This window comes from Kitasatospora sp. NPDC040550, from assembly GCF_055594965.1.
Genome location: NZ_JBVIWC010000002.1, coordinates 62,925 through 78,275, shown reverse-complemented (window position 1 = coordinate 78,275; position 15,351 = coordinate 62,925). Strand labels below are relative to the sequence as shown.

Below are 15,351 nucleotides of genomic sequence, written 5' to 3'. Positions count from 1 at the left end.
CGAACGTCAGCCCGATCACCCGGCCGGAGGCCGGGGCCGGGCGCCAGGGCCGGAGGGCGTCACCCGGGCCGGCGGTGGGGGGCACCGCCCGGCGCCGCCCGGTCGAGGCGGGCAGCCCGCGCCGACCGGGCGGGCGCGGCCGACGGGGTCCTCGGTGGGCGGGTGAGGGCGACGGCGGCGATCACCAGGACGCCGCCGGCCAGGGCGTTCCAGCCGACCGGCTCGGCGAGCAGGGCCGCGCCCAGCACGGTGGACCACAGCGGCATGACGTAGGTGACGGCGGAGGCCACGACCGTGCCGGCGGTGCGGACCAGGCCGAGGTTGAGCAGGTACGCGAGCCCGGTGCCGAACGCGCCGAGCACCAGCAGGGCGGTGGCCGCCGAGCCGCCCGGCCAGTGCGGGGCGCCGGCGGCGAGCGGGGCGACCAGGGCCAGTTCGGCGGTGGCGCAGCTGATCTGGACGGCGGAGAGGGTGGTGACCGACTCCGGGCGGCCGGACAGGAAGCGGCGCAGGTAGACGAAGCCCGCGCCGTAGCAGCAGGCGGCGGCCAGGCAGGCGAGGGCACCGGCGGTCGCCCCCGGGCCGAGTCCGCGCCACACCCCGAGCACGGTGAGCACCCCGACGAAGCCGAGCCCGAGTCCGGCCAGTCGGCGGGCCCCGGGGCGGCGCTCCTCGGGGACGGTGAGCACCGCGAACAGCAGGGTGAACAGCGGGGTGGTCGCGTTCAGCACTCCGGCGAGCATCGAGCTCACCCTGGTCTCGCCGAACGAGAACAGCGTGAACGGCACCGTGTTGAGCAGCACCGCGACGGCCGCCGAGTGGCCCCACAGGGCCCGGTCGCGCGGCGCCCGCTCGCCGCGCAGCAGCAGGACCGCCCACAGCGTGGCGGCGCCCAGCAGGCTGCGCCACAGCGCCACCCACACCGGCGGCACCCCCGCGTCGACCGCCACCTTGATCAGGGCGAAGCTCGCGCCCCAGATCGCCGACAGTGCCACGAAGCCCGGCCACCAGCGCCGCACCCCGACCACCTCCCCGTCCCGTTCCCGTGTCCGCCGCGCGGCCCGTTTCCCGCGTGCTGGACAGAGGGTGGCCCGCCGACGGAGCATGAGTCCAACAAGTGGCGATGCGCGGAGGATGAGGAAGTCTCATGGCCCCGGAGGTCAACCTGGCCCAGCTCAGGGCACTGGTCGCGGTCGCCGACACCGGCGGCTTCGGCGCGGCCGCCGACGAACTGGGCATCAGCCAGTCCGCCGTCTCGCACGCCGTCGCCGCCCTGGAGCGCGCGCTCGGCGCCCCCGTGCTGCGGCGCGGCGCCCCCTGCCGCCCCACCCCGCTCGGCGAGCAGGTGCTGCCGCACGCCCGCACCGCCGTCGCCTCCGCGGCGGCCGTCCGCACCATCGCCACCCGGCACGGCGGCGGCCTCACCGGCACCGTGCGGCTGGCCGCGCCGACCACCGTCTGCCAGGCCCTGCTGCCCGGGCTGCTGCGGGACTGGAAGGCGGCTCACCCCCAGGTCACCGTGCGGGTCTTCGAGGGCGAGGACGCCGAACTGGCCACCTGGCTGGAGGCGGGCACGGTGGACGCCGCCGTCCTGGTCGACGCCGGTCAACTGCCGCCCGGCGCGGTCGCGCTCGGCGCCGACTCGATGCACGCGCTGCTGCGCCGGGACCACCCGCTGGCGGGCCAGCAGACCGTCCACGTCGGCGAGTTGGAGGACGACGACTTCCTGCTCTCGGAGGGCGGCTGCGAGCGCCACATCCGCGAGGCCTACCGGCGGGCCGGCACCCGCTTCACGCCCCGGCACCGGATCCGCGACCTCAACACCCTGATCGGCATGGTCCACGCGGGCGTCGGCGTCTCGGTGATGCCCGCGCTGGCTGTGACCATGCTGCCGCCGGAGTGCGTCCTGGTGCCGATCCGGCCCGCCGTGCACCGCACCCTCACCCTCACCGGGCCGACCGGGCGCCCCTGGTCCCCGGCGGTCGGCGGGCTGCTCGCCGGGGTGGGGGCGGGCCTGATCCCGCCCGTGGCCGCACCGGCCTGAGCGGGATCAGGTCCGAGCCAACCCGGCCCGAGCGGGCCCGGTCCGTACGGGCCCGGTCCGTACGGGCCCGGTCCGTACGGCGGCCGGACCCGGGCGGCCGCTCAACCCCGCAGCCGCACCCGGTCGAGGACCACCCCCACCACGCGGTCCGCGGGCACCGCACCCCACATCCGGGAGTCGGTGCTGAAATCCGGATTGTCGCCCAGCAGCACCACGTGCCCGGCCGGTACGGTCCCGGCCGGGAGCACCGGGCGCACCGCCGTCGGAACCGGCTCCCCGGGCAGCGCGGCCAGCCGCTTCACCAGCAGCCGGGCGGACCGCCGGGCCACCGGGCCACCACCCGCCGGAGCGCCACCTACCGAACCGCCGCCCACCGAACCGCCCACCGGGACGAGCCCGTCCGGGGAGACCACCACGATCCGCCCCGCCCGCAGCCGGGCCGGACCGCGCCGCAGGACCAGGACCCGCTGCCCGGGCCGCAGCGCCGGGCTCATGCTCGGCCCCGCCACCACCACCACGGACAGCGCGGTGCGCAGCAGCACCAGGCCGGCCGCCGTGGCGGCGAGGGCCGCGAGGCCGAGTACCAGGAACAGCCGCAACGCTCCGCCTCCTCCGGTCAGCCGGCCGACGGGGCCGGCACGGCGGCGTCCTGGTAGCCGGACGCCTGCAGGGTGAACAGTTCCGCGTACGGGCCGCCGCGCGCCATCAGCGCCCGGTGCGTCCCCTCCTCGACCACCCGGCCCGCGCCGAGCACCACGATCCGGTCGGCCTCGCGCACCGTGCTCAGCCGGTGCGAGATCACCAGGCTGCCGGTGTCGCGGCGCAACTCCCGCAGGTTGTCGTGGAGTTCCTGTTCGGCGGCGGCGTCGAGCCCGGCACTGGGTTCGTCGAGGATCATCAGGTCGGCGTCGCGCCGCATGAACGCCCGTGCCACGGCGAGCCGTTGCCACTCCCCGCCGGAGAGTGAGCGGCCCCAGCCGGCGTCCGTCCCCTCCGGCAGGAAGATCCGGCTGAGCAGGGCGCCGTAGCCGCCGTCGAGGCGCTGCACCCGCTCGTGGATGCCGGCCGCGCGGGCGGCGGCGGTGATCCGGTCCGGGTCGTCGAGGTGGGCGAGCCGGCCGAGGCCGATGTTCTCCCCCGCCGTCAGGTCGTAGCGGCAGTAGTCCTGGAAGACGACGCCGATCCGCCGGCGGTACTCGTCGGGCGGGAACTCGCGGATGTCGACGCCGTCCCAGAGGATCCGGCCGCGGTCCGGGTCGTAGAGCCGGCACAGCAGCTTGACCAGGGTGCTCTTGCCCGCGCCGTTGAGGCCGACCAGGGCGGTGACGGCACCGGCCCGCAGGGTCAGGTCGACGCCCCTCAGGATCCACGGCGCGTCCTGGTGGTAGCGGAACCAGACGTCCTGGAACTCGACGGTGCCGGTGAGCGCGGCGGGTGTGCGCGGGTCGGTGGCCGGGGCGAGGTCGGGCGGGGCCTGGCCGAGCGCCCGGTAGTGGTCGAAGGTGAGGGCGGCCTGGTAGGCGGAGGCGCCGCTGGCGGCGAGCTGGCCGACGCCGGTCTGGATGCCGGCCACCGCGGCCAGGCACATCGAGACCTGGCCCAGCGAGAGTTCGCCGTGCCGGGCGGCGCGCACCGCCCACAGCAGGCCGAGCGCGTAGACGCCGACGCCGAGCAGCGAGGCGGGCAGCCGGCGGGCGAGGTTCTGCCGGTCGGTCCGCTCCTCCGCGCCGTTGACGGCCAGCAGTTCGCGCCGGGCGCGCCCGCGCAGGAAGTCCTGGAGGCCGAAGAGCCGGATCTCCTTCACCGCGTCGACGTCGGCGATCAGGCTGCCGTAGAAGGACTGGCGCCGGCTGCGGGCCATGGTCTCGCCCAGGACGGCGGCCCGGCGGCGGCCGGCCGCCAGCTGGCTGCGCACCAGGGGCAGGGTCAGCAGCAGGGTGAGCAGGCCGAGCAGCGGTCCGACGACGAAGACGCTGCCGAGGAAGCCGAGCACGGTGATCAGCGCCTGGAGGCTGCCGAAGGCCGCGCCGACCAGGATGTCCGGGGCGGCGCCGCCGGCCTGCTGGGCGAGCCGCAGCCGGTCCTGGAACCGCGGGTCCTCGAAGGGGCGCAGCCCGGGCAGCCGGTTGACGGCCTGGAACAGTTCCTCCTGGACCCGCAGCCGGATCGCCCGCCCGGAGCGGGCCCGGGTGTACTCGCTGAGCGCGGGGGCGAGGGCGAGACCGAGGCTCACCGCGATCAGCAGCACGCAGGTGCCGGTCGGCGAGCCGGCGGTCGAGCCGGAGGCCGAACCGGGTGCGGCACCGCCGAGCTCGTCGAACAGCCGGCTCACCAGCAGGGCGGCGACGGCGGGCAGCAGGCCGGCCGTCACCCCGCAGAGCAGCGAGAGCAGCAGCGCCGCCCGGCCGGAGCGCCAGGCCAGTGCGCAGGCGGCCAGGGCCGAGCGCAGGGCCCGGCCGGCCCCGGGCGGCTCGGCGCCGGGGCCGGCGGACCAGGGGGTGCTCATCGCGCGGTGGTCGGGAGGACGAGTTCGCCCGGGGCGAGGTGGTTGGTGATCCGGCCGTCGGCGGCGACGTCGACGTAGCTGGGCCAGCGGACGACCCCGAACGCCTCGGCGGTGGAGCCGGGCAGGGCTCCGGCGGGCTCCACCACCACCCGGGCCACCGGCTCCAGCAGGGTGCGCAGTTCGGCGACCACCGGGCCGCTGCCCTTGACCACGGCCAGGACCTGCCCGCGGCCGCCCGGGAAGCCGGTGACCGCCTTGACGAAGTCGGGCGCCTGCTCCAGACAGGGTCCGCAGCTGCCGGAGAAGAAGCCGACCACCGCCGGCGCCCCGGCGAGGTCCGCCCGGGTGACTTCTCCGTCCGTTTCGGACACCGCCCGGAATTCCGGCATCGGGGTGCCGTCGGGAAGTCGGTTCTCGGGCATGGAAACACCGACCCGGACGTTTCCGAAGGAGGTCGGCGAACCGTTGTTGTTGATTTTCCTGGCGAGCGCCAGGGTCAGCATCAGATTGACCAGGGAAATGCCACCGATGAGGACGGTGAAAAGCGTGGACATTACGGTTTCGCGCCTCGTTCCGGACTAAGGGGGATTCAGGGAGGTAGGGCCCGTTTTCCACCGGGGTGCGGCCCCGGCACCGGGCGGGGAGCTCAACGGCCGTGACTCTGGGCGACGGCTCAGCGGGCCGTCGAGAAGAGCTCGATCAGGGTGTCCGTGGCGATGATCAGGGCGCTCAGGAAGCCGGCGGTCAGCAGCACCACCGCCGCCCCGGCCGCGCCCGGGCCGCCGCCCGGGTCGGGGGCGGCGGCTGCGACGAGGCCCGCCGCGGCGACGGCGAGCAGCACCAGGTTGCGGGCCACGTGCGCCCGGCTGACCGGTACGCCGGAGGCCCCGAAGCAGGGGCAGGAGACGTCGGCGCCCTGCCGCAGCAGCCGGACCAGCACGCCGGCGAAGAGTGCGATCAGTCCGCCGGTCGCGGCGAAGGCCCAGCTGGCGACGGGTGCGGGCACCCAGACCAGCAGGGCCAGGAGGGCTTCGGCGAGCGGTACGCCGATCGCCGCGGCGCCGGTCAGCCGGGGCGGCAGGACGGCCATCGCGCGCAGCGCGGACCGGAAGTCGCGGTGGGCGCGGAGCTTGGCCCAGGCGGACCGGGCGAAGACCACCGCGATGACGGTGCGGCAGCCGAGCAAGAGGTATGCGGTCATGACTCCCCCTCCGCCGGTGCCCCCGCCGACGCAGGGCGGGGGCACCGGCGGCCGTGTGTCAGCCGGCCGGATCAGTCGGCCGAGCCGGTCGGGTCAGCAGCCGCCCACGATCGCGTAGGTGACGCAGCTGGGGGCGACGGCACAGTTCCAGGAGCAGCACTCCCGGACGTAGAGCGTCTCACCGACGCAGTTGGTGGTGGTGCCGGCCGGGCACTGGCAATACGCGTCGGCGGCCTGCGCCTTGCGTCCGCCGGAAACCGCCCGGTCGACCAGGTTGAGAATCGCCTGAACCATTTTTTCCTCCGCTCGGGAAGGTGGATTGGAGAGGCTGTGCGGTTACCCACGAGATCTCGTGGTCCGAAAGCTAACCGACCGTTCGAGAACCTGTCTAGACCAAATTCGAGGATCATCGAGCTTTGATCCGGAGCAGTGTATTCCTCTTCCGCCGCCCCGCTCGGCCCCCACCCGGGCCCCACGCGCCCCCCCGCTCCGCCGGACCCTTGACCGACCCTCCGAGACAGGTCTATACCAGTGGGAGCTCTGGGCAACCACCCCACGCCCCGGGACAGTTCGGCCTGCCCGCGCCACCCCCACCTCCGGCGCGCACCGGCCCTCCCCCACGCACGTTTCCCGGAAAGGCCCCCCGATGCCACGCGTACTTCCCCCACAGCCACGCACCGCACCGACCACCCGCAGATCCCGGGCCGCCCTCGCCGTGGCCGGCGCGCTCGGCCTGGTCGCCGGCGGCTTCGCCGCCCTGGCCGGCACCGGCCCGGCCTCCGCCTCCACCACCGGCACCGCCGCCGGACTGGGCAGCAACTGGTACGCCTCCGCGCCGTACCTGATGCCCGAGGACAACAGCCCGCCGGACGCCGCCGCCGTGATGGACGCCACCGGCCAGAAGGCCTTCCAGCTGGCCTTCGTCCTCGCCCAGGGCAACAGCTGTTCGCCCGCCTGGGGCGGCACCTCCTCGATCGACTCCGACACCACCATGCCCGCCGTCATCCAGACTGTCCGCGGCAAGGGCGGGGACGTCTCGGTGTCGGTCGGCGGGTACGGCGGCACCAAGCTCGGCCAGGTCTGCGGCACCCCGGAGGCGACCGCCGCCGGGTACCAGCAGGTCATCACCAAGTACGGCCTCAAGGCGATCGACTTCGACCTGGAGGAGCCGGAGTACGAGAACACCGCCGCCATCCACAACGAGATCGGCGCGGCCCGCATCCTCCAGCAGAACAACCCCGGCCTGTACATCTCGATCACCACGGCCGGGACCAACGCGGGCACCGGCTGGTTCGGCACCCAGATGCTCAACGAGGCCAAGTCGCAGGGCTTCACGCCGAACAACTACTCGATCATGCCGTTCGACGGCGGCTTCAACGGCGCCGCGGCGCAGACCGACGCGCTGGTGAAGTTCAACCAGATCCTGCAGACCACCTTCGGCTGGAGCGAGGCCACTGCCTACGCCCACGAGGGCGTGTCGATGATGAACGGCCGCACCGACGCCGCCGAGTACTTCCGCCAGGCCGACTTCCAGAGCGTGCTGGACTTCGCCACCGCGCACGGCCTGGCCCGCTACACCTTCTGGTCGGTGAACCGGGACCGCCAGTGCACCGGGCCGGTGGACCCGGGCCTGTCCGGCTCGTGCTCCAGCGTGGCCCAGAGCGACTGGGACTTCACCAAGTACACCGTGAAGTTCGCCGGGGCGACCCCGCCCACCACCCCGCCGACCACGCCCCCGACCACCCCGCCCACCGGCCCGGGCACGCAGACCGGCAGCCCCACCGGCAACCCCGGCACCTGCACCGCCCCGGCGTGGAGCGCGAGCACCACGTACACCGCGGGCGCCAAGGTCTCGTACAACGGCCACAACTACCACGCCAAGTGGTGGACGCTGAACGAGGTGCCGAGCGCCAGCGGCCAGTGGGGCGTCTGGGGTGACGACGGTCCCTGCTGACCCCGGCGGAACAGCGGTGAGGGGCGGGTGTCCTGGACGCCCGCCCCTCACCGCGTACCCGAGAGCGGCCCCGGGGCCTCCCGGCTCAGTGGCCGGCGATCCGCCCCCGCAGCTCGGCGAGCACCTGCGGCGCCTCGGTCAGGCCGGCCGCCTCGGCGCGGGCGATCGCCGCGGTCAGCCGCTTCACCGCGGCCTTCGGGCGGTCGAGGTCGCCGCCCTCGATCAGCGCGGCCAGCCGGACCGCCTCGGCCCGCAGCGACTCCGGCTGCGGCGCACCGGCCGGTTCACCCTGCTCGCCGTAGACCTCGATGGCCCGCTCGGCCTCGGCGAGCGCCTCCTCGAAGCGGTCGGCGACGGCCAGGCAGCGCGCCCGGGCGTAGTGCGAACCGCCGCGCAGGTACCAGGCGGTGTACTCCTGCCCGCCCCGCTCGGCGGCCTCGCCGAGCGCGTCGGCCTCGGCCAGCAGGGCGAGCGCGGCGTCCAGCCACTCGGGGCCACCCCGCTCGCGCATCGTGAGCTGAGCCAACTCCCGCAGTGTCGCCGCCAGTTGGTCGAACTGCGGAGCCTTCCCGTGCGCCTCCCGGGCCCGCTCGAGGGCGGCCTCGGCGGCCTCCCAGATGCCCGCCCGGGCCAGCGTCAGGGCGGTCTCGCAGGCGACCATGGTGTGGGTCTCCTGGTCCTCCCAGTCGGCGACCAGTTCGGCCAGCCGCAGGTACTCCTCGGCCGCGTCCCGGTACTCCTCCAGCTCGACCAGGCCCCGGGCGAGGTCCAGCCGGGCCTGGGCGACCATCCGGACGTCCAGGCCGGCGGTCGAGGCCGAGGCGTCCAGGACGGACTCCAGCACGGCCACCGCGTCGGCGTCCCGGCCGGTGCCGCGCAGCACGTCGGCGAGCTGCAGCCGCACCCGGGCCGCGTCCTCGACCGCCCCGGCGCCCAGCCGGTCGAAGCGCGCGGCGGACTCGGACAGCGCCCGGACCGCCCCGCCGAAGTCCTCGACCTGCAGGTTCGCGTGGCCGAGCAGCATGTACGTCGGCGCGTACGGGTAGGCGTCGTCGCCCCAGCGCACGGCCTCGGCCAGCGCCCGGTGGAACACCTCGACCGCCTGGCCGGGCTCGCCGCCCTGGAGCAGCACCTGGCCGAGCAGGCCGAGCACCCGCGGGGTGTGCCAGGGCAGTTCTGCCGCTTCCAACTGGGCCATCACCTCGCGCAGTTCGGCCGCCGCCTCGGCCGACCGGCCCGCTCGGGCGGCGGCGTCGGCGACGTACTGCCGGGAGGTCGCGGCCCGACGGGCGGAGCCCAGCTCGACGGCGGCGCGCCGGTAGCCGCCGACGGCCGCCTCGAAGCGCGCGGCCGTCCCGGCGGGCGGCTCGGGCAGCGCCTCGACCAGGTCGTGGTGGGCGGCGTAGGCGAGCGACTGCAGGACGATCAGGTAGTCGTCGTCCGTCATGGAGCCCGCGGCGTGCAGCTCCTCGGCCCGGGCCAGCGCGGCGTCCAGCGCCGGCCAGTCGGCCACCGCGCCGTCGACCTCGCCGAGTTCGACGATCAGCGTCCGGGTGCGGACCATCAGGGCCGGGCCGGGCAGCCCGGCCTGCTCGAACAGCTCGGCGGCCGCCAGCAGGCCGGCCGCGCCCTCGGCGTGGTCGTCCCGCTGCAGCGCCTCGTGGGCGCGCTGCTCGGCGAGTTCGGCGCGCAGCCGCTCCGGGCCGCCGAGTTCGGCGTGCTCCGGGTGGGTGAAGTCCGCGGCGGCGGCACGCTCGGCGACCCGCTTCCACAGCCGGTCGCCGTCCGGGTGGCCGAGCAGCTCCAGCTCGCGCGCGCGCAGCACCAGGTCGGCGAAGTCCTCCGGCTCGGCCTCGACGGTGCGCCGCGGGGCGGGCGCGGCCGCCGGGGCCGCGCCGGTCAACTCCGGTGCGGCGACCGCCCGTACGCCCAGCGCCAGTGGCTCGGCCAGCAGCGGCCGGACGGCCAGTCGGGCCCGCCGGGCGGCGCCGACCGCGTCGGTGCCGTTGCGGGCGTCGAAGCGGGCGGCCAGGGCGTCGGCCTCGGTGCGCAGGTGGGCGAGCAGGGTGTCGACCGTCCAGCTGCGGCCGGCCGGGCCGCTGACCGCGAGCTCGCCGTGGCCGGCCGCGGCCAGGGCGGCGATCAGCACCTCGACGCCGGTCAGGAAGTCCAGCCGGGCGCCGGGCTCCCCGGTGACCGCGAACAGGTCGCGGTTCTCGGCGAGCAGCTCCAGCCCGCGCGGCTCGTTGCCGGACAGCGCGCAGAACTCGATGTGCCGGGCCACCGCCGCCAGCATGGAGGCCTTGCCGCGGGCCGCGCGGTAGCCGGTGAGGTGGGTGGAACGGGCCTCGTCGAGCCGGCCCAGCCGCAGCAGCGGCAGCAGCGCGACGGACTGGCTGAGGCACGGCTCCTCGGCGCAGCAGCTGCGGCCGCTCAGCACCGGGACGAGGGTCTCCAGGGCGCGGGCGTCCTCGCCGAGGTCGAGGAAGTGCCGGGCGCGGGCGCGGGTCTCGCAGGCGTGGCAGTTGCTCAGCTCGGTGCGCGGGCGGGCCGTCCACAGCTCGTAGGCGTCCTGGACCCCGACGCCGGTGTGCCGGGCCAGGTGGTAGCGCTGGGCGTAGTACGGCTGGAGGCCGTGGCCGGCCGCCCGGTAGCGGTCGCGCAGTTCGGTGAGCCAGCGCTCGACGGCGGCCAGCGGAACGTCCGGGTTGTCCCGCAGCGAGCCGGCCACCCACTTGAAGCGCCAGAACACCTGCTGCTCGGCCCAGTCGCCGAAGCCGTCCGGGTCCTGGTCCCACAGCTTGAGGATGCGGGCGAAGACGACCGGGCTCTTGTTGCTCTCGCCGTCGTACTCGTAGGCCTCCATGAGTTCGAGCAGGGCCATCGAGCGGACCTCGGTGTCCTCGAACTGCTCGGCGGCGTCGACGAGTTCCTCGGCCGTGACGGTGCGGGTGCGGCCGTACGGGCGGGCGTCGTTCTCGCGCAGCGCGGCCATCACCGCACCGGGGGTGTCCAGCATCACGCCTCCTTCGGGCCGTCGTGGTCCGGGCCGGCCGCCTCGTGGCCGAGCATCGCGTGGTCGAGCAGGCTGATGAACGAACGGTTCAGCAGCGCGGACTCGCTGGCCTTGAGCGGGCGGCGGGTCATCAGCACGGCCTGCCCGTACAGCGCCTCGACGGCGGTGACGGCCAGGTCGTGGTCGGTGACGCCGGCGGCGCGGCGCACCAGCGGGTTGAGGTGGTTCAGCACCAGCTGGGCGCGGGGCGCCTCGGCGCGCAGCGAGCCCAGGATGTCCGCCCACAACCCGTCTGCCTCGTCGGCGAGTTGGGCGCGGGTGCGCTCGTGCCGGGCCTCCCGGTTGTCGAGCAGCAGGGCGGGCGCGTTGGTCGGGTGGAAGCTGCGCAGGGCGACGTCGCAGTCGAACCGGCCGACCACCTCGCGGGCGATCGCCAGGAAGGTGGCGGCGGCCAGCTCGGCGGCCGGGTCGACGGTGTCCAGGTGCGCGGTGACGGTGCCCGGGTCGAGGTCGGCGACCGAGACGCCGGGGCGTATCTCGGGCAGCCGGTGCACCAGGTCGCGGTCGTAGGTGTAGCCGCCGTTGACCACGCCGAGCCCGGCCGCGCCGGCGACCGGGGCGACCTGGCGGAACTCCTCGACCGTACGGGTCACCAGCACCACCGGGTGACTGCGGGCGAACTCGTCCAGGGTGACGTTGCCGTCGGTGGTCTCGAACGGCAGCCAGGGCAGCATCATCCGCAGCAACTCGTCGTCGTAGCGGGCGAGTTCCTTGACGGCCAGGTGGTGCACGGAGAGGAAGCGGTGCAGCAGCGCCGGGTCGCTGGCGGACAGGCCGGTGAGCCAGTCGCGGATCCGGGCGCCGAGCGCGTCCCGGACGGCGGCCAGCGTCTCGTCGGCGTACAGGCCCTCGCGCGAGGCGGTCGGGCGCAGCCCGTCGGTGTCCACCACGCAGCGGACGAAGAACGCCCAGTCCGGCAGCAGTTCGTCGGCCTGGTCGGAGAGCAGCATGCCCTTGAGGTGCACCCGGTGGCCGTGGCGGCGCGAGGGCGGGGCGGCGTCGGGCAGCACGTAGGCGACGCCGCGCAGGCCGACCAGCGGGAGGTCCAGCTCGATGGTGTCGAGCGGGACGAAGTCGAAGGTGCTCCGGCAGTACTCGGCGAGCGCGTCGCGCCGGGCCAGCGGGGAGCCGTGCCGCTCGGCCCACGGCGGGGTGCGGTTGACCGCGTGCTCGGTGCCGCCCGCGTCGATCACGGTGACGTCGTGGCGCAGCAGGCTGCCGAAGTCCCGGGCCAGGGTGAGCACCCGGGCGGGGCGGGCCCACTCGGCGGCGTCGGCGCGCGGGGCGAGGGTGACGGTGGTGCCCGGCTCGGGCTTGGCCGAGGCGGGCAGGGTGCGGATGGTGTAGCTGCCGTCCGACAGGCCGCGCCACTCGATCACCGGCGCGTCCGGGCTGCCGGCGTGCCGGGTGACCACGGTGATCTCGTCGGCGACCACGAAGCAGGCCAGCAGGCCGATGCCGAACTGGCCGATGAAGTCGCCGCGGGCCCGGGCCAGGCCGTCGCCGTCCAGCCCGCCGTCGGCGTCGCGCTTGGAGCTGCGGCCGATGGTGGCGAGGAAGGTGTGGACGTCCTGCTCGGTCAGGCCGATGCCGGTGTCGGTGACGGACAGCTCGTCGTCGGCCCGGACGGTGATGGCGGCCGGCGCCCCGGGGTCGAGGGCGCGGCGGGCGGAGATCGCGTCCACCGCGTTCTGCAGCAGCTCGCGCAGGTAGACCCGCGGGCTGGAGTAGAGGTGGTGGGAGAGCAGGTCCACCAGGCCGCGCAGGTCCACCTGGAAGGTGTGCGCACTCGTCGGGTTGTCGGATGGGGACACCGGAGGCTCTTTCGGTCGCGGAATGCGGAAGGGGTGACGTGCGGGTGACGTACGGGGGTGGACGTACGGGGGTGGCGCCGCGGGTCAGTACGCGGCGCAGCGGTCCCGGTGGGAGCGGAAGGCCGTGACCGGGTCTCCGGCCAGGTAGTGCCAGGGCGACTCGGTGACCAGGCCGTCCAGCGCGTCGAACAGCAGCCGCGCGGTCTTGCGCTGGCCGGCGAGCGAGAAGGCCATCGCGAAGGTGTTGAAGCTCGACTGCCAGCCGCGCTCCGGGACGAAGTCCGGGTGCAGGACGGAGCGGAACGCGGCCTCCTGCAACTCGGCCACCACGGCGGGGCCGGACAGGTAGGCGTGGTCCTCGCCCTCCGGGAGGTCCAGCCAGCGCTCCAGGTGGGCGAGCGCCACCAGCTCGCCCAGCGGGCTGCCCTCGGGGGCGGCCAGCATCGAGGAGCGGGCGAACGCGTGCATGGCGTCGTGCGAGCCGCCCCACTTGGCGCACAGCTGCTGCAGGCGCTGGCGGTGCGAGCCCGGGTGCCCGGGCACGCGGCGCACCGCCGCCTCGAAGCGGGCGGTGGCGACCTCCTCGCCGAGCGAGGCGCCGCGCGCGCTGATCTGCAGGAAGAACCAGGGGGCGAGCCAGCCGGGCTCCCGCTCGGCGACCTCCAGCAGCTGCTCCTCGGCGACGTCCAGCCGCTGGTGGAACAGCTTCCACTGCTCCTCGCTGACGTGCTTGGCCCGGGCGCCGCTGCGCGCCTCCCAGGCCCAGGTGACGTGCCGGGCGCCGGAGAGCAGCAGCGGCAGCGCGTCGTCAGGGGCGTCCGCCATCGCGCGGGCCGTCCACTGCTCGACCCCGGCGACGTCGGACACCGCGCCGACCAGGAAGTTCAGCTCGGCGCCGGTCGCGGCGGCCAGCGCGGGGCGCAGCGCCGTCCAGTCCCCGGCGGCGGCCTGCCCGAGCAGCAGCCGCACGGACTCGTCGCCGTACGCCGGGTCGAGCCGAGGCGCCGGACCCCGGCCGGCCGCCGGCGCCTCGGCGGCCCGCCTGCCCAGCCCGAGCCCGAACCCGCGCCGACCGGCCCGGTCCTGCGCGCCGGGCTCGCCCTCCCCGCCCGAGCGGCGTCGGAACAGCGGCATGTGTGTGGCCCCCTCGAACATCATCGGCATCTATCGCACGGCCGCACAGTGACCGCCCCAGGTGAGTACATATCACGGCCGACCGACATCCGTTTGCCCAGCCCAGCGCCGCCCGCGGCCGGGGGCGCCGGAGCCCGGGAACGGGTGACATCTTGCTGCCTGACAGTTTTCTGACAGCGAGCTGGGTGCCGCCCGGGCCGACGATCCGTCAGGCTGGGTCACGTGCACGCCATTCGCTTCCACCTCCGCGCCCCCGACCGCCCCGACCGCCCGCTCCCGCACCCGCCCTCCCCCGAGGCCGTCCGGGACGGGCTGACCCGCGGCCTGCCCGCCGGGGCCCGGATCGAGCACACCCGGATCCTGGTCGGGCCGGACGCGGTGGACGGCGTCGCCTTCGTCCTCGCCGACGGCCTGCTCGCCGCCGAGGCCGCGCTCACCGCCGCCTGCGCCGCCGCGACCGGCCCGACCGGCCCGCTGCCCGGCTGGCTGGTGACCCACTGCGCCCTGGACACCCTGCTCGCCCTCGGCCTCCACGAACTGCCCGCCTGCCCGTGAGGCCCGGGGCGGCTCCGGGACACCCGGGGCGGGGCGGTTCGTGTGCAGGGGGGTCGCTATCTTGAGGGGTCACGGACAGCCGTAAGGGAGTGGGCGCATGGGGATGGGTGGTCGGCGGGTCACCGCCGTGGTGGCGGCCGGAGTGTTGGCCGGCGTGCTGGCGGGGTGTTCGTCCGGGGGGTCGGAGGCGGCCGAGGGGGCTGCGGCGGCGCCCGGTTCGGCGGTGGCGAGCAGCGCCGTCCCGAGTGGGGCGGCGTCGACTGCGGGTGGTACGGCGACGACCGCCGGAGCTCCCTCGCCGGGTGGGCCCGCCGGGGCCTCGGCGCCCGCGGCCGGGGCGGGCGCCGGGGTGACGGCGCCGCCGGCGGCGGCGCCCAGCGCGGACCTGGAGGCACCGCTGCTGGACGACAAGGTGGTCGGGCAGGTGCTGCCGGACGCCAAGGCGATGGCCGGGTGGCAGGAGGAGAAGCGCAAGGTCGACACCGCCGACCACGCCGTGACCTGCACGGCCTCGGCACCGTGCAGCGGCAAGCCGCTCAGTGGCTCGGTCCGGTTCTCCTCGGGGGATCTGGTGACCCGCTTCCTGGTGGAGACCCTGCCCAGTCGGGACGCCGCGAAGAGCCGGGCGAAGGAGACGTTCGCCTCCTACCCGGTCGGGCCGTTCAAGAAGGTCGAGGCTCCGGCGGTGGGCAGCGAGAGCCAGGCCTTCGTGGGGCCGCTGGCGGACGGTGACGGGGTGAGCATCGTGGTGCGCTCGGGCACCGTGGTGGCGAGCGTGACCACCGAGGGCGGGCCGGTGGACCTGCCCGCCGCCCGGCGGTTCGCGGTGATGCTGGTCAACCGGATCGAGCAGGCGCAGTCGGGCAAGGTCCCGGACGCGGGCCTGGCCACCGCCTGACCGCCCCTCCCCCACGCGGGCGGGGGGGGGGGGGGGGGGGGGGGGGGGGGGGGGGGGGGAGGGGAGAGGGGGAGGGGGGGGGGGGGGGGGGGGGGGAGGGAGGGGGGGGGGGGAGGGAGGGGGGGGGGGGGCGGGGGTGGGAAGAGATTGGGCTGTCGTATACGCAAGG

13 protein-coding genes are annotated in these 15,351 nt (G+C 75.6%); 4 read left to right on the top strand and 9 right to left on the bottom strand.

The window, feature by feature from the left end:
* Positions 1–59: 59 nt before the first annotated feature.
* Positions 60–1,019 carry a DMT family transporter gene (locus ACZ58X_RS03145; protein WP_470331953.1) on the bottom strand — a complete coding sequence of 320 codons (960 nt, stop codon included), beginning with the start codon at positions 1,017–1,019 and terminating at the stop codon, positions 60–62.
* Positions 1,020–1,147: 128 nt separating this feature from the next.
* Here ACZ58X_RS03145 and ACZ58X_RS03140 point away from each other — a divergent pair, with 128 nt between their 5' ends.
* The gene (locus tag ACZ58X_RS03140; RefSeq protein WP_470331952.1) at positions 1,148–2,044 is read left to right on the top strand and encodes a LysR family transcriptional regulator; all 897 of its coding nucleotides are present in this window, start codon (positions 1,148–1,150) and stop codon (positions 2,042–2,044) included.
* A gap of 101 nt (positions 2,045–2,145) precedes the next feature.
* On the opposite strand, the gene ACZ58X_RS03135 is transcribed toward ACZ58X_RS03140, so the two are convergent.
* From ACZ58X_RS03135 to ACZ58X_RS03115, 5 genes are all read right to left on the bottom strand, one after another.
* Positions 2,146–2,643 (bottom strand): S26 family signal peptidase, encoded by a 498-nt coding sequence (locus tag ACZ58X_RS03135; RefSeq protein ID WP_470331951.1) that lies wholly within the window; start codon positions 2,641–2,643, stop codon positions 2,146–2,148.
* Between the two features lie 17 nt (positions 2,644–2,660).
* Positions 2,661–4,550, bottom strand: a complete 1,890-nt coding sequence (locus ACZ58X_RS03130) for an ABC transporter ATP-binding protein (RefSeq protein WP_470331950.1) — start codon at positions 4,548–4,550, stop codon at positions 2,661–2,663.
* Complete coding sequence (locus ACZ58X_RS03125) at positions 4,547–5,104, bottom strand: TlpA family protein disulfide reductase (RefSeq protein ID WP_470331949.1); 558 nt, start codon at positions 5,102–5,104, stop codon at positions 4,547–4,549. Before ACZ58X_RS03125 ends, ACZ58X_RS03130 begins: the two co-directional genes overlap by 4 nt.
* A 119-nt stretch (positions 5,105–5,223) precedes the next feature.
* Positions 5,224–5,751: a MauE/DoxX family redox-associated membrane protein gene (locus tag ACZ58X_RS03120; protein ID WP_470331948.1), complete on the bottom strand. Its 528-nt coding sequence runs from the start codon at positions 5,749–5,751 to the stop codon at positions 5,224–5,226.
* A gap of 93 nt (positions 5,752–5,844) precedes the next feature.
* The gene (locus ACZ58X_RS03115) at positions 5,845–6,045 is read right to left on the bottom strand and encodes a hypothetical protein (RefSeq protein WP_470331947.1); all 201 of its coding nucleotides are present in this window, start codon (positions 6,043–6,045) and stop codon (positions 5,845–5,847) included.
* 352 nt (positions 6,046–6,397) lie between these two features.
* On the opposite strand from ACZ58X_RS03115, the gene ACZ58X_RS03110 reads away from it, so the two are divergent.
* A complete protein-coding gene (locus ACZ58X_RS03110) occupies positions 6,398–7,705 on the top strand; it encodes a carbohydrate-binding protein (RefSeq protein ID WP_470331946.1) in 1,308 nt (435 codons plus the stop codon).
* Between the two features lie 85 nt (positions 7,706–7,790).
* Here ACZ58X_RS03110 and ACZ58X_RS03105 read toward each other — a convergent pair whose 3' ends face one another.
* From ACZ58X_RS03105 to ACZ58X_RS03095, 3 genes are all read right to left on the bottom strand, one after another.
* Positions 7,791–10,724, bottom strand: a complete 2,934-nt coding sequence (locus tag ACZ58X_RS03105; RefSeq protein ID WP_470331945.1) for a hypothetical protein — start codon at positions 10,722–10,724, stop codon at positions 7,791–7,793.
* Positions 10,724–12,595: an HSP90 family protein gene (locus ACZ58X_RS03100; RefSeq protein WP_470331944.1), complete on the bottom strand. Its 1,872-nt coding sequence runs from the start codon at positions 12,593–12,595 to the stop codon at positions 10,724–10,726. Before ACZ58X_RS03100 ends, ACZ58X_RS03105 begins: the two co-directional genes overlap by 1 nt.
* Before the next feature lie 84 nt (positions 12,596–12,679).
* Complete coding sequence (locus ACZ58X_RS03095) at positions 12,680–13,729, bottom strand: hypothetical protein (protein ID WP_470331943.1); 1,050 nt, start codon at positions 13,727–13,729, stop codon at positions 12,680–12,682.
* 222 nt (positions 13,730–13,951) lie between these two features.
* On the opposite strand from ACZ58X_RS03095, the gene ACZ58X_RS03090 reads away from it, so the two are divergent.
* Both ACZ58X_RS03090 and ACZ58X_RS03085 read left to right on the top strand, forming a co-directional pair.
* Positions 13,952–14,284 (top strand): hypothetical protein, encoded by a 333-nt coding sequence (locus tag ACZ58X_RS03090; RefSeq protein ID WP_470331942.1) that lies wholly within the window; start codon positions 13,952–13,954, stop codon positions 14,282–14,284.
* Between the two features lie 349 nt (positions 14,285–14,633).
* Positions 14,634–15,182, top strand: coding sequence for a hypothetical protein (locus tag ACZ58X_RS03085; RefSeq protein ID WP_470331941.1), 549 nt, complete (start codon positions 14,634–14,636; stop codon positions 15,180–15,182).
* Positions 15,183–15,351 lie beyond the last annotated feature (169 nt).